At 44.7% G+C, this 25,096-nt stretch carries 22 protein-coding genes; all 22 read right to left on the bottom strand.

From position 1 onward, the window contains the following. Window positions 1-222: 222 nt before the first annotated feature. Complete coding sequence (locus tag F456_RS0114430) at window positions 223-1,104, bottom strand: YitT family protein (RefSeq protein WP_018977757.1); 882 nt, start codon at window positions 1,102-1,104, stop codon at window positions 223-225. A gap of 9 nt (window positions 1,105-1,113) precedes the next feature. Continuing rightward, window positions 1,114-2,230 (bottom strand): peptide chain release factor 2 gene (prfB, locus tag F456_RS0114435; RefSeq protein WP_157060101.1). Its coding sequence is split into 2 segments (ribosomal slippage): window positions 1,114-2,157 and window positions 2,159-2,230, totalling 1,116 coding nucleotides; the frame shifts between segments, so codons are not numbered across the junction. Between the two features lie 200 nt (window positions 2,231-2,430). Next, window positions 2,431-4,878 (bottom strand): preprotein translocase subunit SecA, encoded by a 2,448-nt coding sequence (gene secA, locus F456_RS0114440; RefSeq protein WP_018977759.1) that lies wholly within the window; start codon window positions 4,876-4,878, stop codon window positions 2,431-2,433. A gap of 194 nt (window positions 4,879-5,072) precedes the next feature. Continuing rightward, window positions 5,073-5,648: a ribosome hibernation-promoting factor, HPF/YfiA family gene (gene hpf, locus F456_RS0114445; RefSeq protein ID WP_018977760.1), complete on the bottom strand. Its 576-nt coding sequence runs from the start codon at window positions 5,646-5,648 to the stop codon at window positions 5,073-5,075. A 359-nt stretch (window positions 5,649-6,007) separates the two neighbouring features. Beyond that, entirely contained in the window at window positions 6,008-8,578 is a 2,571-nt protein-coding gene (locus F456_RS23695) for a collagen binding domain-containing protein (RefSeq protein WP_026293898.1), read from the bottom strand. A gap of 393 nt (window positions 8,579-8,971) precedes the next feature. Then, entirely contained in the window at window positions 8,972-9,169 is a 198-nt protein-coding gene (locus F456_RS0114460; RefSeq protein WP_018977762.1) for a cold-shock protein, read from the bottom strand. 249 nt (window positions 9,170-9,418) lie between these two features. After that, window positions 9,419-11,401, bottom strand: coding sequence for a glycosyltransferase family protein (locus F456_RS0114465; protein ID WP_018977763.1), 1,983 nt, complete (start codon window positions 11,399-11,401; stop codon window positions 9,419-9,421). A gap of 258 nt (window positions 11,402-11,659) precedes the next feature. Then, window positions 11,660-12,826 carry a UDP-4-amino-4,6-dideoxy-N-acetyl-beta-L-altrosamine transaminase gene (gene pseC, locus F456_RS0114470; RefSeq protein WP_018977764.1) on the bottom strand — a complete coding sequence of 389 codons (1,167 nt, stop codon included), beginning with the start codon at window positions 12,824-12,826 and terminating at the stop codon, window positions 11,660-11,662. A gap of 35 nt (window positions 12,827-12,861) precedes the next feature. Beyond that, window positions 12,862-13,698, bottom strand: a complete 837-nt coding sequence (locus F456_RS0114475) for a TylF/MycF/NovP-related O-methyltransferase (protein WP_018977765.1) — start codon at window positions 13,696-13,698, stop codon at window positions 12,862-12,864. Window positions 13,699-13,733: 35 nt separating this feature from the next. Continuing rightward, entirely contained in the window at window positions 13,734-14,687 is a 954-nt protein-coding gene (locus F456_RS0114480) for a dTDP-glucose 4,6-dehydratase (protein ID WP_018977766.1), read from the bottom strand. 1 nt (window position 14,688) lies between these two features. Further along, window positions 14,689-15,735, bottom strand: a complete 1,047-nt coding sequence (gene pseI / locus F456_RS0114485; RefSeq protein WP_018977767.1) for a pseudaminic acid synthase — start codon at window positions 15,733-15,735, stop codon at window positions 14,689-14,691. Further along, entirely contained in the window at window positions 15,736-16,794 is a 1,059-nt protein-coding gene (pseG, locus tag F456_RS0114490) for a UDP-2,4-diacetamido-2,4,6-trideoxy-beta-L-altropyranose hydrolase (RefSeq protein WP_018977768.1), read from the bottom strand. A gap of 6 nt (window positions 16,795-16,800) precedes the next feature. Continuing rightward, entirely contained in the window at window positions 16,801-17,472 is a 672-nt protein-coding gene (locus F456_RS0114495) for an HAD family hydrolase (RefSeq protein ID WP_018977769.1), read from the bottom strand. Beyond that, a complete protein-coding gene (locus F456_RS0114500; protein WP_018977770.1) occupies window positions 17,469-18,410 on the bottom strand; it encodes an ATP-grasp domain-containing protein in 942 nt (313 codons plus the stop codon). The genes F456_RS0114495 and F456_RS0114500 overlap by 4 nt, the downstream gene beginning before the upstream one ends. A 29-nt stretch (window positions 18,411-18,439) precedes the next feature. Further along, the gene (locus F456_RS0114505) at window positions 18,440-19,168 is read right to left on the bottom strand and encodes a cytidylyltransferase domain-containing protein (RefSeq protein WP_018977771.1); all 729 of its coding nucleotides are present in this window, start codon (window positions 19,166-19,168) and stop codon (window positions 18,440-18,442) included. A 118-nt stretch (window positions 19,169-19,286) separates the two neighbouring features. Then, window positions 19,287-20,285, bottom strand: coding sequence for a UDP-N-acetylglucosamine 4,6-dehydratase family protein (locus tag F456_RS0114510; RefSeq protein ID WP_018977772.1), 999 nt, complete (start codon window positions 20,283-20,285; stop codon window positions 19,287-19,289). Window positions 20,286-20,298: 13 nt separating this feature from the next. Beyond that, window positions 20,299-22,083, bottom strand: a complete 1,785-nt coding sequence (locus F456_RS0114515; RefSeq protein WP_018977773.1) for a motility associated factor glycosyltransferase family protein — start codon at window positions 22,081-22,083, stop codon at window positions 20,299-20,301. Between the two features lie 131 nt (window positions 22,084-22,214). Then, entirely contained in the window at window positions 22,215-22,559 is a 345-nt protein-coding gene (locus F456_RS0114520; protein ID WP_018977774.1) for a hypothetical protein, read from the bottom strand. Then, entirely contained in the window at window positions 22,559-22,942 is a 384-nt protein-coding gene (gene fliS, locus F456_RS0114525; RefSeq protein ID WP_018977775.1) for a flagellar export chaperone FliS, read from the bottom strand. Before fliS ends, F456_RS0114520 begins: the two co-directional genes overlap by 1 nt. A gap of 19 nt (window positions 22,943-22,961) precedes the next feature. Further along, on the bottom strand, window positions 22,962-24,452 hold the full coding sequence (gene fliD / locus F456_RS0114530) for a flagellar filament capping protein FliD (protein WP_018977776.1): 1,491 nt from the start codon (window positions 24,450-24,452) through the stop codon (window positions 22,962-22,964). A 14-nt stretch (window positions 24,453-24,466) separates the two neighbouring features. After that, complete coding sequence (locus F456_RS0114535; protein ID WP_018977777.1) at window positions 24,467-24,826, bottom strand: flagellar protein FlaG; 360 nt, start codon at window positions 24,824-24,826, stop codon at window positions 24,467-24,469. Window positions 24,827-24,973: 147 nt separating this feature from the next. Beyond that, window positions 24,974-25,096: flagellin (locus F456_RS24025; protein WP_280513571.1), on the bottom strand; the 123-nt coding region annotated here is incomplete at its 5' end.

Raw genomic sequence — 25,096 nt, forward strand, 5'->3', positions numbered from 1 at the left:
AAATTAAAATAATATGTATTATTATACGTTTGTCGTCATATAAATACAACCTTTCTCCAAAAAGTTTACGTTCTGTGGCAAAGCTTAAAAGACGTCTCACTTCGCAGTCAGGAAGATTTTCGTTCATTTTGCATTTTTCTGCAACAAAAAAAGGTAAAAAGAGCGGCTTCCGTAGTCATTTGACCCGGAAACCGCTCTTCCTATACAGCTATACAACTGATCTTACATTTGAATTTTAAATCCTTTGCCCAGCACTTCCTGCGCGTTGCTGATCACTACAAAAGCATCGGGATCGACAGAGCGCACCAGTGTCTTAAGCCGGCTCGTCTCGCTCTGACCGATGACAACCATCAGTACCGGCCGAGACTCGCCTGTATAGCCGCCGCGGGCACTGAGCTCAGTCAATCCGCGGTCGAGATCTTTCAGAATAACTTCTGTCATCTCTTCACGCTTGTCCGAAATAATATAAGCGACCTTTGTATACCCCAGCCCCATCTCTACCGCGTCAATCACCTTGCCGGTAACATACAGTCCGATAAGCGCATAGAGCGCATTTTCGAGCGATAGTGTAAATCCTGCCAGCACGATAACCGTACCATCGACCAACATGACACACAGCGATAGTCCAAGTCCGGTAAACTTTTGCAGCAGATGCGCCACAATGGATAGCCCACCGGTCGATCCTCTCCCCCGGAAGACGATACCGAGGCCAAGACCTACGCCAATACCGCCGTACAGCGAGCCGAGCAGCGGGTTCGCAGTCGGAATCGGCCAGTCGCGCGTCAGGTAAATCAGGAGCGGCAGACATATCGTCCCGAGCAGCGTTCGAGCACCGTAATGGCGACCCAGGAAGAAGACGCCAGCGATAAACAGCGGAATATTGAAAATCCACTGGGTAAACGCCGGTTCGATTCCGAACCATTCCTTAATAATGATCGACAGTCCTGATACGCCGCCTGAAGCGACCTGATTGGGAAGCAAAAAGAGATTGAAGGCCAGCGCGGTAATAAAGGCTCCTACTACAATCAAGACGACGTCGAGCACGTTGCGTCCGACGCCGTCAAGGGGAATCAGCGGTTTTCTGCCGCCTCTGCTTGTTCGCATCTCTTACGCTTACTCCGCCGCTTCAGACTTCAGCTGACTGCGCAGGTAAGCGTCGATGAATCCGTCCAGCTCGCCGTCCATAACAGCACCGATATTGCCCGTCTCGTGTGTCGTCCGGTGGTCTTTGACCATGCTGTACGGATGGAAGACGTACGAGCGGATCTGACTGCCCCAGCCGATCTCGGACTGCTCGCCGCGAATCTCGGCCAGCTCCTGTTTCTGCTCCTCGATTCTGCGCTCATAGAGCTTGGAGCGCAGCATCGTCATGGCCCGCTCGCGGTTCTTGATCTGCGACCGTTCATTCTGGCAGGTAACGACCACACCGCTCGGAAGGTGGGTAATCCGCACGGCCGAGTCGGTCGTATTGATGTGCTGACCGCCGGCGCCGCTCGCCCGGTACGTATCGATCTTCAGATCTTCCGTACGGATCTCGATATCGATCGTATCGTCGATTTCAGGCACGACGTCGCAGGAAACGAACGACGTATGGCGTCTGCCCGACGAGTCGAACGGAGAGATACGGACCAAGCGGTGTACGCCTTTTTCCGCCTTCAGATAACCGTAAGCGTTATAACCTTTGATCAGCAGCGTAACGCTCTTAATGCCGGCTTCGTCGCCTGGCAGATAGTCCAGCGTCTCGACCTTGAAGCCGCGCTTTTCTGCCCAACGGGTGTACATCCGAAGCAGCATTTGGCCCCAGTCCTGCGACTCGGTGCCGCCAGCTCCGGGATGCAGCTCGAGAATCGCGTTCAGCTTGTCGTAAGGCTCGCTGAGCAGCAGCTGAAGTTCGAACTCGTTCATTTTTGCGACGAGCTCTCCTACGCTGCCCGCCACTTCATCGGCCATCTCCTGGTCATTCTCATCGTCCGCCAGCTCGGCCATCAGCGCGGCATCATCGTACTCCTGCTGCAGCTTCGCATATTGATCAACAGAACCTTTGACCGCATTCATTTCCGCAATCAGGGCCTGTGCTTTATCGTTATCATCCCAAAAACCGGGCGCGGACATTTTCTCTTCGAAGTTAGAAATCATTTCTTGCTTGAGATCTAAGTCAAAGAGACCCCCTAAGGTTAACTAATTTCTGCGCCAATTCGCGCAGATCATGCCTTACATTCGGATCAATCATCTGTGGTCACCTCGTAGATAGTTTTGTATATATGAAAGGAATATCTGTCCGTAAACAGCCCTTCGGCCCGGCCCCGGGAACTATTTCCGGTAACCGGGCCGTATTCACGCGGGCAGGTAGAGCCAGGAAGACAAAGCGGTATTCAACCTGCCGCTTTGTCTATCCCTGCCTGTCCACCGACAAACGTGATGCCATTTTGCTTAACGCTGGGCGCGGCGCTCCTTGCGGGATGCCTTCTTCTCCGGCGTCGGGCTGTTTGTGCTGATCTTCTTCTCGTCGATAACCGCTTCGCGCTGCTGATTCGATTCCACGCGTGCTTTCATGATATAGGTCGCAACCTCTTCCTGAATGCTGGCGATCATCTGATTGAACATCTCATAACCTTCAAACTGGTATTCGCGCAGCGGGTCCGTACCGCCATAAGCGCGAAGGTGGATACCTTGACGAAGCTGATCCATCGCGTCGATATGGTCCATCCATTTGCGATCGACCGCACGAAGCGCAATAACTTTCTCGAATTCGCGAACCATGGCTTCGCCGAGTTCCGCTTCACGTTCGTTATAACGCTGTTCAACTTTGTCATACAGGTACTCCGTAATTTCCGTAGCTTCCTTGCCCCACAGCTCGTCGCGAGTGATCTCGCCTTCTTCCAGCAGCTTGGCGTTGATGTACTCCGCTACCTGCTCCAGTTCCCAGTTCTCCGGAATGTCGTCGCCTGTATGCGCTTCGACGATTCGCTCGATCGTCGCCCGGATCATATCGAGCACGATCTGCTTGACGTTCTCGGATTCCAGCAGTTCCATACGCTGCTTGTAGATAACGCCGCGCTGCTGGTTCATCACGTCGTCATACTGCAGGACAATCTTACGTGTATCGAAGTTATTGCCTTCAACCCGCTTCTGCGCGGACTCTACCGCACGGGTAATCATCCGGCTCTCGATCGGCTGATCTTCTTCGAAACCGAGTCTTTCCATCATGTTCAGCACGTTGTCCGCACCGAAACGCTTCATCAATTCATCGCCCAGAGACAGATAGAACTGCGTCGAACCCGGGTCACCTTGACGACCTGCACGGCCGCGCAGCTGATTGTCGATCCGGCGCGATTCGTGGCGTTCTGTACCGATGATGTGAAGACCGCCGACATCATGCACGCCTTCGCCCAGCACGATATCCGTTCCGCGTCCCGCCATGTTGGTCGCAATTGTAACCGCGCCCGGCTGACCGGCGTTCGAGATAATTTCGGCTTCTTCGGCATGATACTTGGCGTTCAGCACTTGGTGACGAATGCCTTTTTTCTTCAGCATTTCGGACAGCACTTCGGAATTCTCGATCGAGACCGTACCAACCAGGATCGGCTGGTTCTTGGCATGGCGCTCTTCAATTTCCTGAACAACTGCTCTGAACTTGCTCGGCACGCTCTTATACACAATGTCCGGCGCATCGATCCGCTGGTTCGGACGGTTAGTCGGCACCTGCAGAACTTCCAGACCATAAATCTTCTTGAATTCTTCTTCTTCCGTCTTGGCCGTACCGGTCATACCGGCCAGCTTGCGGTACATCCGGAAGTAGTTCTGGAAAGTAATCGTTGCCAGCGTCATGCTTTCGTTCTGAACCGTAATGCCTTCCTTCGCTTCGATCGCTTGATGCAGACCGTCGCTATAGCGGCGTCCGGCCATCAGGCGACCCGTGAATTCGTCGACGATTACGACTTCGTCTTCTACAACTACGTAGTCTACGTCGCGGCGCATAATAACGTTCGCTTTGAGCGCCTGCACAACGTGGTGGTTCAGCATAACATGCTTCTGGTCATACAGGTTTTCAATACCGAAATCGCGCTCAGCCTTTGCCGCACCTTTGTCGGTAAGCGAAACGGATTTGACCTTGATGTCAACGGTGTAGTCTTCTTCCGCCTGCAGCCGCTTCACAAAACGGTCGGCCAAGAAGTACAATTCCGTCGACTTTTGCGCCTGACCGGAAATGATCAGCGGTGTACGCGCTTCGTCAATGAGAATGGAGTCCACTTCGTCGATGATACAGAAATAGAGCGGACGCTGTACCATTTGCTCTTTGTACAGAACCATGTTGTCACGCAGATAGTCGAATCCGAACTCGTTGTTCGTTCCGTACGTAATGTCGCAGGCATAAGCTTCCTGCTTCTGCGAGTGCTCCATGCCGCTCAAGTTGAGACCTACGGTAAGACCGAGGAAGTTATAGACTTTAGACATTTCCTCGCTGTCGCGCTGAGCCAAGTAATCATTGACCGTAACAACGTGTACGCCTCTGCCCAGAAGGGCATTCAGATAAACCGGAAGGGTGCCGACCAGCGTCTTGCCTTCTCCTGTTTTCATTTCTGCGATTCGGCCGTTATGCAGGGCGATGCCGCCGATCATCTGCACATCGTAATGACGCTTGCCCAAGGTGCGCTTGGAAGCTTCGCGTGTTGTAGCAAATGCTTCCGGCAGCAGACTGTCAATTGATTCGCCTTTGTCCAGACGTTCGCGGAACTCGACTGTCTTGTTCTTCAACTGCTCGTCCGTGAGTTTTTCGAAATCCGGTTCCATTTTATTGATGATGTCCACGGTACGCATGAACTTTTTGACGTCCCGTTCGTTCATATCCCCGAAGATTTTTTTGACAAGTCCTAACATGTTGTGCCCCTTTCGTGCAAAACGGATGGTTTGCCTAAATTGTACCAGCTTGTGCCGACACGGGCAACCGCATAAGACGGCGTCCGCCTGTATCCGTAAATTCCCCTACATATTATATACGCACAAAGAGCCTCATCCGATGCGGACGAGACTCTTTTTCTTTGAATTTTGTGGTGGTTTTGTTGAAGTCAATCTTATTCTTGTTCGATCAAGCCGTATTTGCCATCATTACGACGATATACGACGTTAACCGTTTCGGATTCGATATTTGAGAAGACGAAGAAATTGTGGCCGATCATATTCATCTGGAGAATAGCCTCTTCTACATCCATCGGCTTCAGCAGGAAGCGTTTGTTGCGCACCACTTGCAGTTCGTCCTCTTCCTCATCCGTAGATGGGGAAACGGAAGCATTAGCACCTTCGTCAACGAACAAACCTTTGAGGCTCTCGTCCTGACGGATACGTCGATTCAATTTCGTCTTATGCTTGCGAATCTGACGCTCCAGCTTCGACAGTACGGAATCGATCGAAGTGTACATGTCATCACTACGATCTTCGGCACGGAGGATTACGTTGCCTGGAAGCGGAATGGTCACCTCTACCTTGTTCGTATTGCCCTTCTGAGCGGTACGCAGCACATTCAGTGTCACCAAGCCTTCGCTCTCAGGCGGAGTATCGAAGTATCTGTCCAATCTACCGAGCTTCTTGTCGATGTATTCCTTAAGAGCATCGGTAACTTCAATGTGCTGTCCACGAATTGTAAAATTCATTGGGCATTCCTCCTTTTTCTTTCTTCACAATTATATCACAGTGTTAATGCCGAGTAAAAACGATGTAAGCGTCTGCGAAAAAACTCTCCTGCTTTTGTCCCCTGCGAGCTCCTGCATGCTACATCGCGATACTTACTTCTTAACCAGAACGGCAAGAGAACAAACGCGACCGGTCGTTTTTACACGAACCGAGTACTGTACATCCGCCATTCGACCTGCAGACTATACCGCTCGTATTTGATCTAACTTTTGTTTTCAATGCAGGGGATTTAGAAAAGCAAAAAGCCTTTCCATACCTGCGAACAGGGTGGAAAGGCTTTAGCTTATTGGACTTGCATTATACAGCTTTAGGATACGATTTACTTCACAATGCTGCGGCTCGAACGTCTCAGGAACAATCCGAGCAGGATCAGTCCCATACCTCCCAGGACGAAAGGAAGTTTGCTTTCTTCGCCTGTTTGTGGAAGCATCTGCTCACCTAGAACGACTGTTCCCGGTATAACCGGAATTCCTTGCGGAATCGTTTCATCCGGAATCATCATTTCCGGCTGCACAGGAATTGGCTGTGTCTGAACCGGGATGATTGGAGGTCCTTGCGGAATGGTCTCATCCGGAATCATCGTTACCGGTTCTGCTGGTATGACTGGAGGTCCCTGTGGAATCGTCTCGTCCGGAATCGTTGTATCCGGTTCCGTTGGTACGACTGGAGGTCCCTGCGGAATCGTCTCGTCCGGAATTATTGTATCCGGAGTCGGCGTTACCGGTGTCGGAATTATCGGCGTTGGCGTTACTGGCGTTGGTGTATCCGGCGTAAATACCGGAGGGCCTACCGGAGTTGGATTTTCCGGAATTGTAGTGATCGGCGGGTTCACCGGTGGATTCACTGGTGGGTTTACCGGCGGCTCTACTGGTGGGTTTACCGGCGGGTTTACCGGCGGTTCTACTGGTGGGTTCACCGGTGGTGTTACCGGCGGCGTACCAGAACCCGAACCGGAACCTGTTGTTACACGTACAATGATCTTGCTTTCGCTCTCAACTGTACCGCCTCTAATGCCTTCACCTTCGAAGCGAACATTATTTGCGATTTCGGTAAGATCATCCGTTTCAGCAGCGTTGAACGTCGACGAGTATTCCAGCACGTAAGTGGAATTGATCTCGTTGTTGAAAGACAGAATGAAACCTGCTTTACCGTCGTCTGCAATGCTCAATGTGTAATCTGTGCCTGCTGTCAGCGGTTCACCCGTTTTGCTCACTACACCGTTCCGATCTACACTTGCGTTGTAAAGACGGAACGATTCGGCATCCAGTGTCTGTTTGCCGTCTGCTGTGTCGATGATGCGCGCATTGGTGATCTTGGACTGGTTTTTGTTGATTGTGATGGACCAGTTCAGACGATCTCCGTTCTGCGCACCCTCTTTACCAATGAATGGTTCGTAGAAGGCAATCTGCGATTGCTTGTTGATTTCTTGTGCAGGACCTTCTCCGCCTTCTCCATCGATTACAGCCGTCATGTTGGCGCGATTGACGAACCCTTGGTTAACTGTAGTGTCAGTCAGTGTACTGCTGTCATAATTAGTGGTGTACGTAATTTTCAGGCTTTCCGTTACAGGGCCATTGAATCTTACGATAAAGCCGTTACGCATATCGTCACCCGGGATTTCCACGCTGTACTTATCTGCCGGGTAAGCGCTGTATTGAATATGCCCGTTAGAATCTGTGCCATCCTCAACGCCAACGAAGAGCGACGCTCTAACGAGCTCAAGTCCTCCGTTCGGGAACGTGTCGGTTATAACGACATTGTTCAGCGGCAGTTTATCCTTGTTAATAAAGATCCCCCATGCAGCCTGCTTATCCGCGTAGTTCGTGGAAGTATGCAGCTTGTACAAAAGATTCGGGTTCTCTCTATCCGGAGTAGTGCCTACTGGATTTTTAACATAAATGATGACAGGAAGTACGGTCTCCGATACTGGGAAAGAAACTTCAACCTGCTCTTGTCCCTTCACCGTGGTCTCTGTCAATACTGTACGGATTGTCAGGCTGCCTTTTACGTTCACATTCTTAGCGATGTAATCATTGAACGTAAGCTTGACTTTACCTTCAGTGGTAACTTGGAGTTCACCGATTGTCTCGCCCGCACGGTCGCTCACGATCAGCGGCTGAGTAACTGCGTTGTAGATCGGGAACTCTGAAGGAATGTTGAATTCAAAAGTTGAACCGTTTCCATATCCTTTGCCGTCCGGCAGTGCAAATTGGTAATTCAGTTGAAGTGCGTCATCCACGCTAGCCGGGTTATCGGCATCAACTACGTTGCCATCGCGATCTGTGATCGAAACGTTCGTGATGATGTTTTCTTCCACTACCGCTGTTACCTCTGCTTCTGCGTCTGCTTCTTTTGCAGCAAGTTCAGCGTCTTCTTCAGCTGCTGCTTCTTCGGCTGTTTCTTCTTCAGCTGCTTCTTCAGCAGGAGTCTCAACATCCGTTTCCGGAGTCTTCACTTCTTCTTCAGGAGTTTTCACTTCCTCTGCAGGAGTCTCTTCTCCTGCTGCCGGTTCTTCTGCATCTGTAACCGGAGTTTCGGCATCTGCTGCCGGAGCTTCTTCTTCAGCGGCAGGAGTCTCGGCATCTGCTGCCGGAGCCTCTTCTTCAGCGACCGGAGTCTCGGCATCTGCTGCCGGAGCCTCTTCTATCGCTTCTGTGTTACCTGCAGCACTTTCTTCAACAACTGCCTGGTCTCCGGTCTGTCCGGCTTCAGGCTGCACTTCCTCTTCAACGACGTTAACCTCTGTGGATGATGCCGCTTCCTGTTCTACAGCTTGTCCGGTTGGCGCCGCTTCCTCCGCCTGTGCTCGGCCGATTCCTGCGCCAAGCATAGTATGTAATACGAGCACCAGGGCAATTAAAACGGCCCACACTTTCCTGTTCTTTACCATGTTTTGCACTATCCCCCCTTGGTGTATTAGGTTGTTTTGTGGGTAAGCCAGCTTATAAAGACTAGGCTTTAGGTCCTTGTCTTTACTCTTTATTGTTAAACGCAAAACAAGCACAATAAACCATGAGTTCGCTATTTTTATATGCTTTTTGTATATAAAAGCAAAAGAACAACATAGGGTCATTTGATATCCGAAAATAAGCTTGCTTTGCCCGCTTATTTTTGTAACCTTTTGTAACTTTTTTGTTACTTTTTACGCAGGCTTTTTGACCCAGGTAAAAAAACAAAAAAAGACCCCGTATAAACGGAGCCTTCCAGCCGAGTCGCATGTATGTCCAACCCGCATAAATCATCAAAGCGCAATCATCTATGTAGGCAGGTGTACGGCTTAGACTTACAGAGGAGTAACGTTGGATGCTTGCGGTCCGCGAGCGCCCTCGACGATGTCGAACTCAACGGATTGTCCTTCTTCCAGCGTCTTGAATCCTTCGATTTGGATCGCTGAGAAGTGAACGAAAACGTCGCCGCCATCTTCTGTTTCGATGAAACCGTAACCTTTTTCTGCGTTAAACCATTTCACTTTACCTTGCATGCACGAACATTCCCTTCATTGTCAAATAAAAAATGCTGGTCTACTACTCGAATATAACACCCTGTCTCTTTCGTTGTCAATTGGAATATGAAATGATTACATTCAATTATATTCCAATATTTAAAAGAAAGAATAACTAGTGAAACACTTAGAATAATAGAGTTGTAAGCTATATACCCTATGCAAGTCACATCGAAACGGCTGCCAAAAATATTTTTACTGTATACCATTCACTGAAAATGATGAAGGTTATCCCAATTTCCGGGCTACCAGTTGAAGCTGTCCTAAATATTCCGACCCTGATGAAATCTTCAAGATTTCAAAGCCATGTATTTTCAGAAGCACTCTCAAAGAAATATGGTCATACAAAATCACATGCAGAGGTGGATCTAGATGTCTCCATCCGCTTCCCGCATGATAACTAACAGTCGAGCTCACATTAGGAGTATTCAATGCCAAAAGGCCACCAGCTTTCAACACACGCTTTACGTTTCCTATAAAGAAGTGTGGATCAGATATATGTTCAATAACATCCCAAGCTGTTACAACGTCAAAAGTCGAATCTTCAAATGTCTCTTCATTGAGTACCCCGCTAATAACGTCAAGCTGATAATCCCTTCTTCCTTGCTCCGCTGCTACGTCTGACACTTCTATACCTTGAACTTCCCAATATCGGGAACGAGCTTCTAACAAAAAGTTCCCCGTTGAACATCCAACATCCAACAATCGACCTCTCGGAAACACGGTTTGGTTTGTAAATGATTCCACAAAATCCATTCGAACTTCGTAATTACGCAAAGAAGCTGCACTGACTTCACTTATATCAGCACTCCAACCCATTTTCTTTCGATGTGCTTCCGAGTAATACAATTCATTATAGAACCAATCAAGATACTCTGCTGTTGGTTGAGGATTCATGAATACTGCAGCACAAGCTGAACAACGATGCAAATTAACAACAAAGTCATCATGTCCATTAACGGTATGAAGCTGAGTGAATTCTTTACTTTCACATATTGGACAGAAGTCGGTTAACTGCTCATATTTATTGGAATGGAATGCTGGAGCTGTACTCTTCATACCCTTGATAGGCAGCTTCTCGGAAATGGTTTGAACAATTTGCTCAGCACGGTGGGCATAAGTATGTTTTTCGAGCACTTCTTGATAGAGCTGTTCCGTAAGCTCTTCTTTCTCCTTGGGATGCGTTAAATAATAATCAGCCTTAACAACGAGGTCTTCCAAATTCATATAAGAAATTTCTTCCCAAAAATCCGGAAAAGCAGCCCTCATATCTTTTTTATAATCACTTAATACAAATGCCTTGGAGGCAAAAACATCAAAAACACGGTTATTTATTGAAGTTTCTAATTGTAATGAAGAAATATTGAGATTCAAAGAGTAGTTTTGATAAACCCTGGATAACTGGCTATAAGGAATGCTTGGCTTACTGATAATATTGGAATTAAAACTTTCTTTAGCTCCATACACATGTATGTCAATGCCCTCTAGACTATTAATTATGTGTTTTCTATATTCTGCACTTCCTTTTCTATGCAGTGGGTAGTAAATTTGCTTCCAAAATGCTTCGGAATTTTTTTGATATAATAAAGAAATAGGTTGAAATTCTTTTATTTTGAATGCTTCATAGCACAATTCCATCATGGGAACTTCTAGGTTTTTAATTTTTTGAGACATAATAAAGTTTATAAAAAGATCCTCTAAGTTCTCCTCTTGTGTGCTCTCCCCTCTAGCAATACTCCCAATAAAGGAGATCATCCCCTCCGTCGATGAAGTTTTTGGCTCAGGAAAAAAGCGCTTAGGATTTGTAGCAAGCATAATTTTATAACAATATTTAAAACCCTTTTCTAAAAATAAATTCAAGTACAGCTCGTCCCAAATAAAGTGATGGTAGTAATCCGAATAATTTTTGAATTCCATTTCCTTTTTATCGTCCAAGCCAAAAAAGGGATTATCATAATGAAGGCAAACCACAGGTATCGCTAGCTCTCGAAGTAAAAAACGATCCTCTCTTGTTCGGAGCACTCCTACGTAACCATAAGCCACTACAAATTCTGGGTTAAAGTTTACGATTTTTTGGAGTGTCACTTCGTCAAAAGAGGATTCTATTTCTACTGTTATACATTCATGTCCTTGTTCTTTAAAAGCTTCTGCATAATCTTGCATGATGTACGGGGCGATCACGCCCGAACCTTTAATAACTGCAATCTTCATTGACAGCCCTCTCTTTCAAAAAATGAATTAATTCAAATCTCTCTTGGACTTAAGCCCTGATTTCAAAAAAAGAATTTCGTTCCTGGTTGTTTTCTTTAATATATGCATAAATAGCGAGTGATTAGGCTTCGAATTGCCGATAAAAACCCCTTCAAAAGATTAGAGCCCCACCCCTGTCCGCGATATCGCTTATCTGAGGTAGGGCCTATAACCCATCTTATTTCAAACTTTATAGTACCGACTAGGATCATGTCCTATTCATGCCAAATGATTGGCAAGTCTTTTTATACACTCTACTACATAATCTATATCCTTTTCCGACATTTTAGGATACAGCGGAAGAGTAATCGCATTTTTATAATAAGACTCTGCAATAGGACATAAACCTTCTTTGTATCCAAGATCTTGATAATAAGGCTGTAAATAAACCGGAAGATAATGAACGTTAACCCCTATGTTCATATTGCGTAATTTTTCAAATACTTCTCTACGGGTTCCACCCTTAAAGTCAGGTGTAAACTGTACAATATATAAATGCCAACTTGAATGTGTATCAGGATGCTGCGTTGGCAAAATAATTCCAGGAATCCCCTTCAGCTTTTGTTCATACAAAAAGGCTAATTCTCTTCTTTTTTCAACAAATGCGTCAAGCTTATTCATTTGCGAAACACCTAGAGCTGCCTGTATGTCCGTCATTCGGTAATTATAACCGAGCGATTGCATCTCGTAATACCAAGGGCCCTCGTCTTTCGTTAATTCTTGGGGATCTCTGGTCATTCCGTGACTACGGAATTGAAGGAGTTTTTTATAAAACTGTTCATTGTCTGTAACAATCATGCCGCCCTCGGCTGTTGTGATATGTTTAACAGGGTGAAAGCTGAACATTGTCATATCCGCCCATGAGCCAACTTTACGTCCTCGATAATCCGCTCCCAGCGAATGTGCTGCATCCTCAATGACTACCAAATTATGTTTTCTCGCAATTGCGGTAATCTGCTCCATCTCGGCTGGCTGGCCACTGAAATCGACAGGAATGATTGCTTTTGTAGACGATGTTATCTTTGCTTCAATTTGATTAGGATCGATATTGTAGGTATCCGGTTGGATATCTGCAAAAACAGGAGTTCCGCCTTGATATAAGACGCAGTTACTACTGGCTAGAAAAGTAAGCGCCGTGGTAACGACCTCGTCGCCCGGTCCTATGCCTGCCGCAAAACATGCTCCATGCAGAGCTGCCGTGCCGTTGCTAAAAGCGACTCCGTACTTTACTCCAGAATACGACGCTACTTTTTGCTCAAAAGCCTGTATAGTAGGGCCCTGGGTAATAAAGTCTCCTTTCAACACCTGCACGACAGCTTGAATATCCGCTTCATCCAGCCACTGCTGCCCATATGGGAGCATGGTCGACCTGACTGACATATCCATAAGCATCCCTCTAATCTAGTAGGATTAATATTCAATTACTTCACGATAATTACGCTCCCGCAAAGATCGTTAACCGGAACATATCCTATATTATTACTCCTGCAGTAGTTTTTTACTGCTTCTTTGACGCCAAAAAATCGACTATTATTATAGTCATGAATAAATATATATCCACCTTTTTGTAATCGGGGATAGAAGTACTTAAGCCCTTCAAAAATAGGCTGATACAAGTCAACATCTATACTTACAAACACAAATTGTTCTTCCAAGTTCTGCGCTGTTTCCGGAAAAAATCCTTGACGTATAATACATTGTTCCGAGTAAGGCATCCTTTTGAGTACTAACTCAGGAGTTGTATCCTGAAATTCGCCTACTTGTGCGTCTGAAAATTCATTTTGTGTGTCATAAGAAATATCCGTTTCATGAAAACCCTCAAAAGTATCGAATAAATAAAATGGACGGTCTGGAAATGTACTGTTAATATATTGCGCAAATTCACCCTGATAGACCCCTAGTTCAGCTACAGCTCCAGTAATATTAGAATCATTAATTTCATCGGCAACTTGCCGCAGCATAGCAACTCGAGTGTCAAACATTAAATTATGATAGAGATCTATAATCTTATCAGGTGACACACCATATTCATTTATTAATTGAGGAATCACTTGATCTCCATGAATGTTACTAACAACTACATAATCGTAATCCCATTCTTTAATTTCACTAGGAGAAATAATAGGTTTCCCCAGGAAAGTGTTCCCTTGCTTTTTAGGATTGTTATCCGTAAAAGCCACAACTTCAAACCCCTGCGTTAAGGAATACTTTGCTCGAAGCCCGCCATCGCCAGCACCACATAAAATAATTTTTTTCATTTTCTTACTCCTTTCGTGATCTAGTTTAAGAGAGGTCAAGAAAGCCCACCTTTTTCAATCCATTCACGAGTACGTTTTACTCCTTCTTCCAAGGAGATTTCCGGTTCCCATTTGAGCAACTGTTTGGCTTTCGAAAAGTTACAAAGCAATTTTTGAATCTCACTTTGTGGATGAATATGCTCAACATGTTTGATTTGACTGCTATCTTTTGCAATAAGCATAGCCAAATCATTTACAGAAATATCTTGACCTAAACCTGCATTAATAATTTCTCCGTTTACTTCGTTAGAAAAACCACTGGCGACTACGAAACGCGCGCAATCTTCTACATAAAGTAGATCGCGTGTTTGTGTACCTTCGCCGTAAATGTTTAATGGTTTGCCATCTAAATCATTTTTTATAAAAATAGCTACGACGCCGCCTTCTCCTCCGGTTTTTTGAAAAGGACCATACGTATTAAAGGGCCGAATTACAACAGTAGGCAGACCATACGCATGATAATAAGACAGCACCATATTTTCCGCTCCGATCTTTGCACCCGCATAAGGCGAAGCAGGCTTAGTCGGATGTCGCTCATCGATTCCAGCCTCATCGCTGCATTGATCGTAAACCATACACGTACTCATGAAGACAACCTTCGTACCATACACCTTGCATTGTTCAAGGATGTAGAAAGTTCCAATAGTATCATTATTGAACGTTGTTCGAGGGTCGTCGATTGAATCCTGAACATTAATGGAAGCACCAAGATGATAACAAATATCAAAACGATGTTCTTTAAATAAGTCTGCCAAAAGTTTCTCGTCAAGAATCGTTCCTTGGATAAAGGCCTGCAGATTGGTGAGTCCCTGAAACTCAGCTATATTGCTTTCACGTCCATTTGATAAATCATCTAAAATCCATACTTGGTGCCCTTCATTCAGCAACCTTTTAGCAACCCAGCGACCAATGAAACCTGCTCCGCCAGTAAGTAGAATTTTTTTCATCATTTCAAATAACCTCCCAAGTTAGGGGAGTGCCCTTGGCCACGTCCTGCGAGACTTGACGTCCAAGCAGCTCATCCAGATATTTAGTAGGCAGTCCCATCCCTGGACGTATTGCCCTGATATTCTCACGAGTCAATACTTCACCCTTTTTTAAATCCTTTGAAATATATAATGAACGACGATGCTTAAGCGATTCACGCTCACGCTCCGTAGCTCCGTACATAACACGGCCCAATGATAGCCAAGCGCGCTCTGTTTCTAATACGAGTGCCTTAAGTTCCTCCGGTTCAAGCGAGAACGCCGAATCAACGCCTCCGTCTGCACGACGAAGTGTGAAATGCTTCTCGATTACTGTAGCTCCCAGTGCTACTGCGGCAACCGAAACACCTACTCCCATAGTATGGTCAGACATTCCTACACTGCAGTTGAACAATTCTTCCATATGCGGCAATGTGGAAATATTCGTGTTCTCTGGCGTAGCCGGGTAAGTACTTGTGCATTTAAGCAGCACCAACTTCTCGCAACCCGCTTCGCGTGCCGCACGAACTGATTCATCAAGTTCAGCTAATGAGGCCATTCCTGTTGATATAATCAACGGTTTTCCTGTAGCCGCAACTTTGCGAATCAGCTGGATATCTGTGTTTTCGAATGACGCAATTTTATACGCTGGCACATTAAGACTTTCCAGAAAATCCACGGCTGTCTCATCGAACGGCGTACTGAATGCCAACATGCCTAACTCTGTCGCACGTTCAAAAATCGGCTTATGCCACTCCCATGGAGTATAGGCTTCCTTATAAAGATTATAAAGCGAATTCCCTTTCCAAAGACTGGTGGGATCTTCAATAAAAAAATCGCCCTCGTGGATATCAAGCGTCATAGTATCCGCCGTATAAGTCTGCAGCTTAAGAGCATCTGCCCCGGCTGCTGCAGCTGCTTCAACGATTTGCAAAGCTCGCTCCAATGACTGGTTGTGATTACCAGACATTTCAGCAATAATAAATGGTTTGTGATTGCGTCCAATCCAACGATCTCCAATTTGAAATTCCAATTATAATTCCTCCCTTATTATGGTAACAACAGGATGTTCTTTCTGTTCACGAAGCTCATGCATGAATTGCAGACACTTGTGACTCATCTGAACATTTTTTTCTGGATGTTGTAACCGATCGCATAGAAATTCTAAAAGACTCTCTTTCGAAACTTCTTCACTCCGACCAAGATTCCAAATCAGACCTTGACTCTCTGCTTCGGCAACCGCTTCTACCTGGTTTTCAGCAACTATGATGACTCCAGCTGGAACTCCCATGAAGCATCGTTCCCACATCGAAATCCCTCCAGCACCTATTGCGAGATCTGTGTCGCCCAGCAATTCCTCCAACGCTATTTGCTCGTAGTAGAACGCATTTTCCACTTTTTCGCACATTAGACGAATCTCTTCCCGTCGTGAATTGGAAGGACCTGCTACAATATTAAAACATGTACCCTTTAACGCGTCAGTGCCAAACTTTAATGCCTCTAATAACTTAACGGTTTCACCAGTAGGATCGCTTCCACCAAAGTTTACGATGACTTTTTTAATGGTGCTTCTAACTTGAGATTCATTCTGTTTATAAAATTCAGGACGAAGCAATACATAAGAAGGTCCAAGCAATGTTCGAGTTTCACTTGCAATAAGACCTTTATAGCGCAGTTCCAAATGAGGATATAGATTTTGGTCAAGTAATATATCGCAATCGTGCGGCCGATTAGCCAAGTCGTCGATGACTAAAATTTTTCCAACGTAAGGGCGAAGCTTTCTCTCCCAATTCGCGTCAATTCCATAGTGATCAATTACGAGCCACTCAGGACGTTGGCCTTTCAGAGTGCTTATCACTAAATCAGCATCCTGTTCAATGTGAAAAACGCTCTCTGCAGCAAGCCCCGATAAACTCAACGAAAAACCTTCTTCTTGCAGAATCCCCACGAATTTTTTAGACAAATCTTTATTGCAAATAAAATGAATACGTACTTTAAGAGCACTCAACATACGTGCCAATGTGAGACACCGCATAAAGTGACCTATGCCTACTTGGGGAGAAGCACTAACGCGAAAAACTATATTTTTCATTGCGAATTAACTCTCCCAACTTTTAATAACCTCAAATATTTCAGTTAAACGATCTATAGAAACTTCAGCTTGATGAGTATCTGCGAATGGTAAATGATAAAATGCACCTTGACGAATTTGAATCGTTCGTATGCCTAGTGGTTTGATACCTACAAAGTCTTTGTTAGCATTATCCCCCACATAAACCATTTCTGAACAAGGAACCTTTTCAGCTTCTGCTATTTTCAAAAAGCAGTACGGTGAAGGCTTTGAATGTATACGCCCATAGCGATAAGTAATGTAAACTTTTTTAACCTGCTCGTTCAAACCCAGCGCATAAATTTTGTTTCGCTGTACCAACTTGTTTCCATCGGTCACAATATAAACAGGATGACCCTTTAAACGCTCTAAGACTTGTATGGCGTCATCCGATAGTTTTAAGTTCGGTCGGTGCAACCTGTAAACAGATAAACACTTCTGCACATTTTTTTTAGAAAAATGTCCGTAGTATTCCAGCACTCTGTTGAATACACTTCCACGTCCTTCATGCTCAAGCACATTAAGCATAAAAGAATAAGCTTCTTCAGTATCGATCCTATGTCTTTCCGACAAGTGAGTCGCCACAGCATGAAATCCACTTTTCACAAACTGTATTTCGTCATAGAGCGTATCGTCCAGGTCAAATATAAATACCTTCATAGAATCAAATCCTCCGGATAACGAATCATTTTCTTCTCCTTGGTCGAACGTTGAAAAGGAAATGGAGATAGGGAACCTCCCATAGATTCAATAATAAACCAGAAGAAGCTATCGAGCCCCATCGCTATACTTAAAGTAGAAGCCCCTCCAAAACGACAATTACATTCAATTAGATGAGCATGACCATCTTTGTCTACAAATGCTTGAAAAATGACATGACCTCTCAATTTCAAAAACTGCGCCGCTTCTATACACAATTGTTCCAGTAGAGGATATGTTTCTGTCGATGTAATCTGAGATTCGCCTTGAACAATCTTGTTCCGTCTTCGGACTAATGCTCCCTTTATAGACCCATCGGCAACCACATAGACATCAACACTATATTCATCCCCTCGAATCATCGGCTGAAAAATAGGAGCAGACATGTTAGCTGCATGTTGAATTGCCTGCTCTCGATCTAAACCTAATCCAATATTGGCAGAACCCGCTCCATAACGTTCCTTCACTACCCAGTCTTTCCATCCATGTTCTGCATGAAGTGAGGTAGGGATCACTGAGATTCCCTTGTTCGAAAGCTTTTCATAAAATAGAAATTTATCAAAGCAATTATTTATAGAACTCAACTCTGACACCATGATGGAAATACCGTTTTCCATAAAATATTCCCGAACCTTTGCAAAGTAAGGTAACTCCCCATCACGGCTGGGAAAAATCACTGAGATACCTTCATGCTTACAATAGTCAACTAAGTCGCTTGGCGGCATTTCTGATAGAAGCGGTGACTTCCAAAAGCGGTCCACAAAGTATTTCCCAATACAATCCTCCGATAAATCCGAACCATACAAAAGAGATGGGCAACCTGTTTTCTCTATAGCTGCCCTTACTGCCTTTAGCATGGGAACCTTTTTTGAAATACTTGTAACTAGTACATGTGTCATCTCTTTTTTTATACTCCTCGCTCTGTCTCTTACTCGCCGAGCTGCTTTTGTTTGACCTCTGCATTTATAAGTGCCCATTCGGGATGTTCGACTAACATATCACGCATGTCCTCCCAGTAGAAAATCTCGCCTCTATACAGAACTTCATATACTTTACGAATAACTTCCCAGTCTTCCTCTGTATCGAGTGTCAACCTATAACGGGAATCATCCTGATTATTAGAATAAATGCGGAAATTGAACAGCTCTGGATGTTGATAAATGTAAGGCGTCACATGCTCCCGCTCGTATTCAATACTTGCTTCATTATAGGCCTTTTCCAATGCCGAAAAACTGAACACTTCCGTGTCCAACCCTCTGGGAAATGTTCCGCTCAAACCACTGCTGGAGTAATCACATTCATTAGCTAAAAAGTCCTTAATTACTTTATCTGATATTTTCGGATCGAGTAACGGACAATCCGATGTGATTCGCACAATATAATCTGCCTGAGCTTTTCTCGCTGCGCCGTAATACCGACTTAATACATTCTGCTGACTTCCCCGGTAACAGGCAACACCATATTTCTCGGCCTCAATACAAATAGCGTCATCTTCTTCAAAATCCGAGGTCGCTACGATCACCTCGTCGATAGACTGAATAGCCAAGCAACGCGTAATAACATGACCAAGCACTGTTTTATCCATTAACATTTTCATAACTTTCTTTGGTAAACGAGTTGAGCCCATTCTGGCTTGGATAATGACAACAATTTTCACTCGTTAGCCACCTTCCCATTTCCTTCTGTAATCTATTTACTTCATTCGGTAATTTCAACAGACGTATTTTTTTGATTCAACTAAACCGTACGACTATCGTACGACTATATAGTTATATTTATATTAATTGTTCATTTTTGATCCATGCTTTGATCAAGCTCTTTTCGATCGGATGCATCTCGAGCGGATTGATAGATTGAGCAGATTTGAACTGTTCCGTTTTCTTGAATACTGCCGGAATAATAAACATATCTTCTCTTTCCCGCGCAAGCAGATGTTCATCGTGAGTCATCAACTCTTCATACATCTTCTCTCCCGGTCTAAGTCCGATGGAATGGACCTTCACTTCTTTTTGAATCTCATATTTGTCAGTGACCAGTCCAATCAATACTTCAGCCAGATCGCCGATCCGAATAACCGGCATCTTCAGCACAAACACTTCGCCACCGAGAGCAATGGAATTAGCTTCTAGGATCAGTTCAATAGCCTGTGAAGGCGTCATCATATAGCGCAGCATATCAGGATCAGTTACGGTGATACGTCCATCTTCGAGAATCTGCTTCTTGAACAACGGAATTACGGAACCTCTTGAGCCCATCACATTGCCGAATCTTACGGAAGAGAAGATTGTTTCTTTTGATCCCTTTTGGTATTCAGCCGCAGAGATCAGTCGTTCGGCAGTGAGCTTCGTTGCTCCATACGTATTCGTCGGTGAAATAGCTTTGTCCGTACTCGTGAACAACACTTTCTTTACGCCGTTCGCAATGGCTGCCTGAATCACGTTCTGAGTGCCGATTACATTCGTCTGAACAGCCTCGAACGGATTATACTCACAGGAAGGCACATGCTTCATTGCCGCCAGGTGAAATACGTAATCAATGTCTTCCATAGCTCGTTCAAGCCGCTGTTGGTCTCTAACATCGCCGATCAAAAAGCGTAATCGATTAGCTTCACTTTGGAACTCTAAGTTCATTTCATACTGCTTATGCTCATCTCTACTAAAAATGCGAATGACCTGAGGGTGTTCTTTTAATAAACGCCGCGTCAGATTCTGCCCAATCGTTCCTGTTCCGCCAATAATCAGAATCTTTTTATCTCGATAGAGCTCGTTATTCATGCTTGTCCACCCTTTATACTTTGATCTCTGCCATTTTCTCTAAAGATTCTGAAAGGAGTTTTTGAATGAATGGAACTTCTCCTTGAATGTCCTTTCCAAGCCCACCTAAATATCTATAAACCAAGTCCGATTTTTTTCGTATATCCTTCTCAATTGCAATCTCGGGAAGAATGCGATCAAAATCACCTAGCTGATCCGAAAGTAATGTCTCGAAGACGGAAGAAAACCATTCTCGCTCTGCAATTTTCCCCCAAATCATTTCAATAGACTCCATTGTTTTCCATGCTTTTGAAGCATTTGAACGGCTCTGAATCTGTAGTTTATCTATCTGTTTTTGCATAACGCCCAGCTCTTCATTTATAGATGCAAAATCTAAAAGTAAATGTTCGACTCTTGACTTAACAAATGTAACTTTTTCCTTGAGTTGTGGAAACTCCACTCTCGCAAGCAACTTACAAATCGAATCATTTTCTATGCTTTGATGCTTGATTTGTTTATAAACGTCTTCTGCGGGTTTCCATATAGTACCCTCTATAACCGCACCACCGCGAGTAGCATTTACGAATTCAATATTGGGAAGCATTGAAATCAAGCTCTCCAGACCATCTTTCATATATAAAAAGGATTCTGTAGTCTGATTTAGACCGCCATCAACATTATGGACAGTGTGCTGGGCCTGCTTTACAACTTGTTCACTATATTTCTCATCCGAGTGTTCTACACCATTTGCATAAAACTTACCTTCCTGAAATGATAGGTCCTGACCCATCATTACAATGCGGGATGCTCCTAGCCAAGCAGCAGCTTGAATAGCCGTTCCCGTTACGGTTGGAGTTGGCAGAATTGTTGGGTCTTGTTCGCTCATCCCCATACAGTACTTGCCTATGTTATCGTTTTGAATAATTGCATGAATGGTTTCGCTCTTCTTTTGGTCAGAAACGCCATGATATGCAGTCGACCCATACAAAAGTGGAGGCGCCAAAGTTTTTGGATTTTCAAATACTTTAGCATTAATCGACCCTCCATCCATGATTGTAGCAAGATGAGGAACAATGTTATGTTTAATAAGAGCCTGGATACTGGAACCGGCAGAAATAATCAAAGCATGATTTTGGAACTTCCTTACCCATTCTATATCTTTTTCCAAAGAGGGGCCTGATGCGATAATAACTGCGGTCGATCCGCTATAGACTCCCGCCAACTCCGTGATCGAAGGAGAAGTCAGCATCCCCGACAACTGTTTCAAACTGTTTTCTATCCAAGTCTTCTGAAAGTGCTTCTCTGTTCTTCGATTTGACAGAAAAGTTCTATGGTATTCTTCAAAATCATGCTTGATTTCCTGCAGCAGATCGAGGCGTTCCTCCAAATGGTGACGTAGAGCGACAAATGCCAACTCCTGATCCATGTAGGTGCAAATTTTATAAAACAGCATTTTCAACTGACTCTCGCCTACCGCCACCCAGAGCAGTTGAGGCCAAGCCAATAGCTCTCTCATATCATAGGTGTGCATTGAGTTTCGGAACACGACTTCGTCAGGCTCATACACTATGAAAAATCGGTCTGGATACGTCTCTAACAAATCAGCCAGGGCAACTCCCTGGCTAAATCCGTATACAAATACGACTTTTATGTCCCCAACGGATCCTTTAACCGCTTCAAGCCAAGCTTCATCTTTTTTTAACGGCTCCTCAGGCAAAGAAGAAGCATTCAAAGAGTCTTCTTCAATTTCTACAATTCTATTCACAATATTAGGAAATCTCTGTTGAATAACCGCAAGATTTTCTTTGAAATGAGTCAAAGCTTAACCACCATTCTTCCGTTGGTATTTTCTATAACTACTATATCGGATTTTTTTCAGTATGAGTGAACATTGAAAAAAAAATCCCCCTTTAAAAAACCAGGTTCCGGTTTTTTAAAGGGGGATTTTTATTATTTGCGGTGGTCGATGAACATACTATTCATGGCATACCCGTGTTGGTATGCTGACTGTTGAGTACGAATTGTGCCCTGCTTCTGCATCCATTCAGCGGCTTCATTCTTAAGAGAATTCATTCTTGCAAGAATCAATGCATCGAACTTCAAGATATAGGCAATCTGTTCGCGATCAACCTCGTTAATACTGTGACGATAAGGTTCAATTGCTGTTACTAACGCCTGCCGCTGAGCGGCCAGCGCTTCAAGCGCCTCACTATCCATCGTTTCCAGCCGTGAAATCGCATCTTCCGTAATGAATTGAAGCTTGTCCAGCAGCTGTTTCCCCTCCAATTCCGCCATTAAGCGTTACCAGCCATACCGGATATTTTACTTGCTTCTACCCATGCTTCGCGCAAATCACTCAGATGTTCCAGTACTTCTTCTGCTGGGGCAGCATCCTTTTTTACGTTTGCTTCGATCAGACGACGGAGCATGTATTCATAGAGACGGACCAGCTCGTCTGCAATTGCATAATCAAAGTTCAACGAGGAGACGAGTTCATGCACGATAGCCTGCGCCTTACAGAGATTGTTGTTGGCCGCTTCGTAATTTTTTTCAGAAATCCCATCGATCCCTGCTTTCACAAATCGAATGGCCCCATCATACAGCATAATCAGAAGTTTCGGCTTGGACGCGGTTTGTGCTTGAGTCTGCTGATATTTCTGATAAGGTGAGTAGATCAAGATTAATATCCTCCTTTATTTACATCGACGAGAGACTTGACATTGTGCTGTTATACCTATTGATGGCTGTTTCCATAGCAGTAAACTGTTTATAATAATTGGTTTCAATTCGAGTCAATCGACTGTTCCAATCCGTAATTTGGCGCTCCATTGTATTCAACTGCTGACCCATGAGACTTGTATTAAGAAACGAAGAGGTCAGGTCGCTGCTGACCTTGGAGGTACCAGCTTTTTCATACATACTTGAAAGAGACGTATTCGAAATCTTCCTCATTTTCGCGAGAATTCCATCGGTTTCCGTGTAGGTGTTACTCAAAGTAGAATTCGAATAATTTGTTCCCAAAAACTGAGTGAGAATATCTGGATTTGCATCGAGCGCTGTTGTCAGCTTATCTTTATCGAGGATAAGCTTGCCTTTGGTATCGTAGGTACCTGTGGTAATCCCTAAATCCATCATGGTCAGCGGCGTAGTACTTCCTTCAAGTTTAACGCCCTGCAGCATGGCGGAGCGCATATCGCTAACTGTACGTTGGAGAATGCTGTCATTTTTAAGCAGGCCACTTTTGGCTTTGCTTTCCCACAGCTCAATCTCGTCGTCGGTCATCTCTTTTTTTTGCTCACTGCTCAACGGTGTATATTTTTTGTAACGTTCAGAGTTCAAAGCGGAGTTCACTGTCGAGAGGACGTCATTATAGGCGTCCACAAAGTCCTGCACAGCCTTTACGGCTTTTTCAGTATCCTTGGATACTTCTACCCTGGTGCTTGCTCCACCGGTAGGCGTGACAGCCGTTAAATTCAAAGTGAGTCCGTTTATATTCATTTGATTTTTTGTGTCGGTCATTGTCAATCCGTTCACTTCGATGGACGCATTTTTCCCTAAATCAGCAGGGGCGGTCCGACTGGTAAGGCCAAACGCATCGGCCAAGCCTCCCGTTAAAGTCATCTCTTTTGCACCGGTCTCTTTGTTTGTCAATGAGAGTCTGCCGTTTACACTATCGTACAAGGCCGTAACCCCAGCACTTGCATCATTATTGATAAGAGTTACAAGGTCACTAACTTTCGTATTGGCTGGGTCTGTTACCGTGATCGTTTTTCCGTTTATGGTAATTGTATTATCCGTAAGTCCCAAGCTGCCGATAGAAGGATCGCCTGATGTAGCTGCCTTCGAAGCGAAAGAAGAAGCAGCTTGCGTAGCAGTTGCAAGTTGGTTCACCTTAATGTCGAATGTTCCACTTGCTGTAGAAGAAGCTGTTGCAGTCAAAACGGAAGTATTCCCTGTCATCGTAGTTTTTTGAGCATTAAGTGTAGCACTCTTGGCCAATTCACTCAGCTTATCCTGCATGAAAGTTACAATCTTTGTGCTGATCTTCCGATAATCTTCACGCTGCCACTCAAGAATCTGCTTTTGCTGATTCAACTTGTCGAGTGGACCTTTTCTAGCAGTGACGAGCGACTTGACCAGTGAATCGATGTCCATGCCGGACGCCATGCCTGAAATTCTTGTAACCATGGGAAGCCTCCTTGTTATACCTTTTTATCGACAATGATCCCTGTAAATTCCATCATTTTTGCTACAACATCCAAAATTTTTTCGGAAGGAATTTCACGGATGATATCGCCTGTTTCTTTATTCATTACTTTAATCATGATCGCATTGGTCTTCTCATGAACCGATATTTCTAGTGACTTCTGCGGCCCTTGAATTGCATTGATTGCTTTTTTCAGTTCCTGTATCGTTTGTTCGTGACTTTGGTGAAGCTTGGGAATCGTTGTAGCTGATGCCGGAACATCCTCTGCCGGCTTGGATGTATGTTCTCGACTTGTGTAGGTCGGTTGGGGCGTCGAAGGTACTGACCCCATACCGCCGGATATGTTCGAATCCATGCTTCCCCCTCTTTCCTGTAAATGCGGCTGTCGTTAGTCTGCTCCGATGTTGTTACTTTATATATCGGAATTATCGCGTGAATTTTTATGGAATCCAAATATAAAATAAAAAAACCCCGCATATGCGGGGTTTTCTTGCTGCTAAAATTAACGGAGCAGGGACAGTACGCCTTGTGGAGACTGGTTAGCCTGCGACAGCATCGACTGCGAAGCCTGCAGCAGGATGTTGTTCTTCGACAGGGCAACCATTTCCTTAGCCATATCAGTATC

Source organism: Saccharibacillus kuerlensis DSM 22868 (assembly GCF_000378145.1).
Lineage (GTDB): Bacteria > Bacillota > Bacilli > Paenibacillales > Paenibacillaceae > Saccharibacillus > Saccharibacillus kuerlensis.

Excerpts from the sequence above, each read along its gene's own strand:
- hpf (WP_018977760.1), bottom strand. The coding sequence starts at position 5,648 with ATGAATTTTACAATTCGTGGACAGCACATTGAAGTTACCGATGCTCTT.
- F456_RS0114495 (WP_018977769.1), bottom strand. The coding sequence starts at position 17,472 with ATGAAGGTATTTATATTTGACCTGGACGATACGCTCTATGACGAAATA.
- F456_RS0114520 (WP_018977774.1), bottom strand. The coding sequence starts at position 22,559 with ATGGCGGAATTGGAGGGGAAACAGCTGCTGGACAAGCTTCAATTCATT.
- F456_RS0114460 (WP_018977762.1), bottom strand. The coding sequence starts at position 9,169 with ATGCAAGGTAAAGTGAAATGGTTTAACGCAGAAAAAGGTTACGGTTTC.
- fliD (WP_018977776.1), bottom strand. The coding sequence starts at position 24,452 with ATGGTTACAAGAATTTCAGGCATGGCGTCCGGCATGGACATCGATTCA.
- F456_RS0114510 (WP_018977772.1), bottom strand. The coding sequence starts at position 20,285 with ATGAATAACGAGCTCTATCGAGATAAAAAGATTCTGATTATTGGCGGA.
- F456_RS0114430 (WP_018977757.1), bottom strand. The coding sequence starts at position 1,104 with ATGCGAACAAGCAGAGGCGGCAGAAAACCGCTGATTCCCCTTGACGGC.
- F456_RS23695 (WP_026293898.1), bottom strand. The coding sequence starts at position 8,578 with ATGGTAAAGAACAGGAAAGTGTGGGCCGTTTTAATTGCCCTGGTGCTC.
- F456_RS0114500 (WP_018977770.1), bottom strand. The coding sequence starts at position 18,410 with ATGACACATGTACTAGTTACAAGTATTTCAAAAAAGGTTCCCATGCTA.
- secA (WP_018977759.1), bottom strand. The coding sequence starts at position 4,878 with ATGTTAGGACTTGTCAAAAAAATCTTCGGGGATATGAACGAACGGGAC.
- pseG (WP_018977768.1), bottom strand. The coding sequence starts at position 16,794 with ATGAAAAATATAGTTTTTCGCGTTAGTGCTTCTCCCCAAGTAGGCATA.
- F456_RS0114465 (WP_018977763.1), bottom strand. The coding sequence starts at position 11,401 with ATGAAGATTGCAGTTATTAAAGGTTCGGGCGTGATCGCCCCGTACATC.
- F456_RS0114475 (WP_018977765.1), bottom strand. The coding sequence starts at position 13,698 with ATGAAAAAAATTATTTTATGTGGTGCTGGCGATGGCGGGCTTCGAGCA.
- F456_RS0114480 (WP_018977766.1), bottom strand. The coding sequence starts at position 14,687 with ATGATGAAAAAAATTCTACTTACTGGCGGAGCAGGTTTCATTGGTCGC.
- F456_RS0114535 (WP_018977777.1), bottom strand. The coding sequence starts at position 24,826 with ATGGATTCGAACATATCCGGCGGTATGGGGTCAGTACCTTCGACGCCC.
- pseC (WP_018977764.1), bottom strand. The coding sequence starts at position 12,826 with ATGGATATGTCAGTCAGGTCGACCATGCTCCCATATGGGCAGCAGTGG.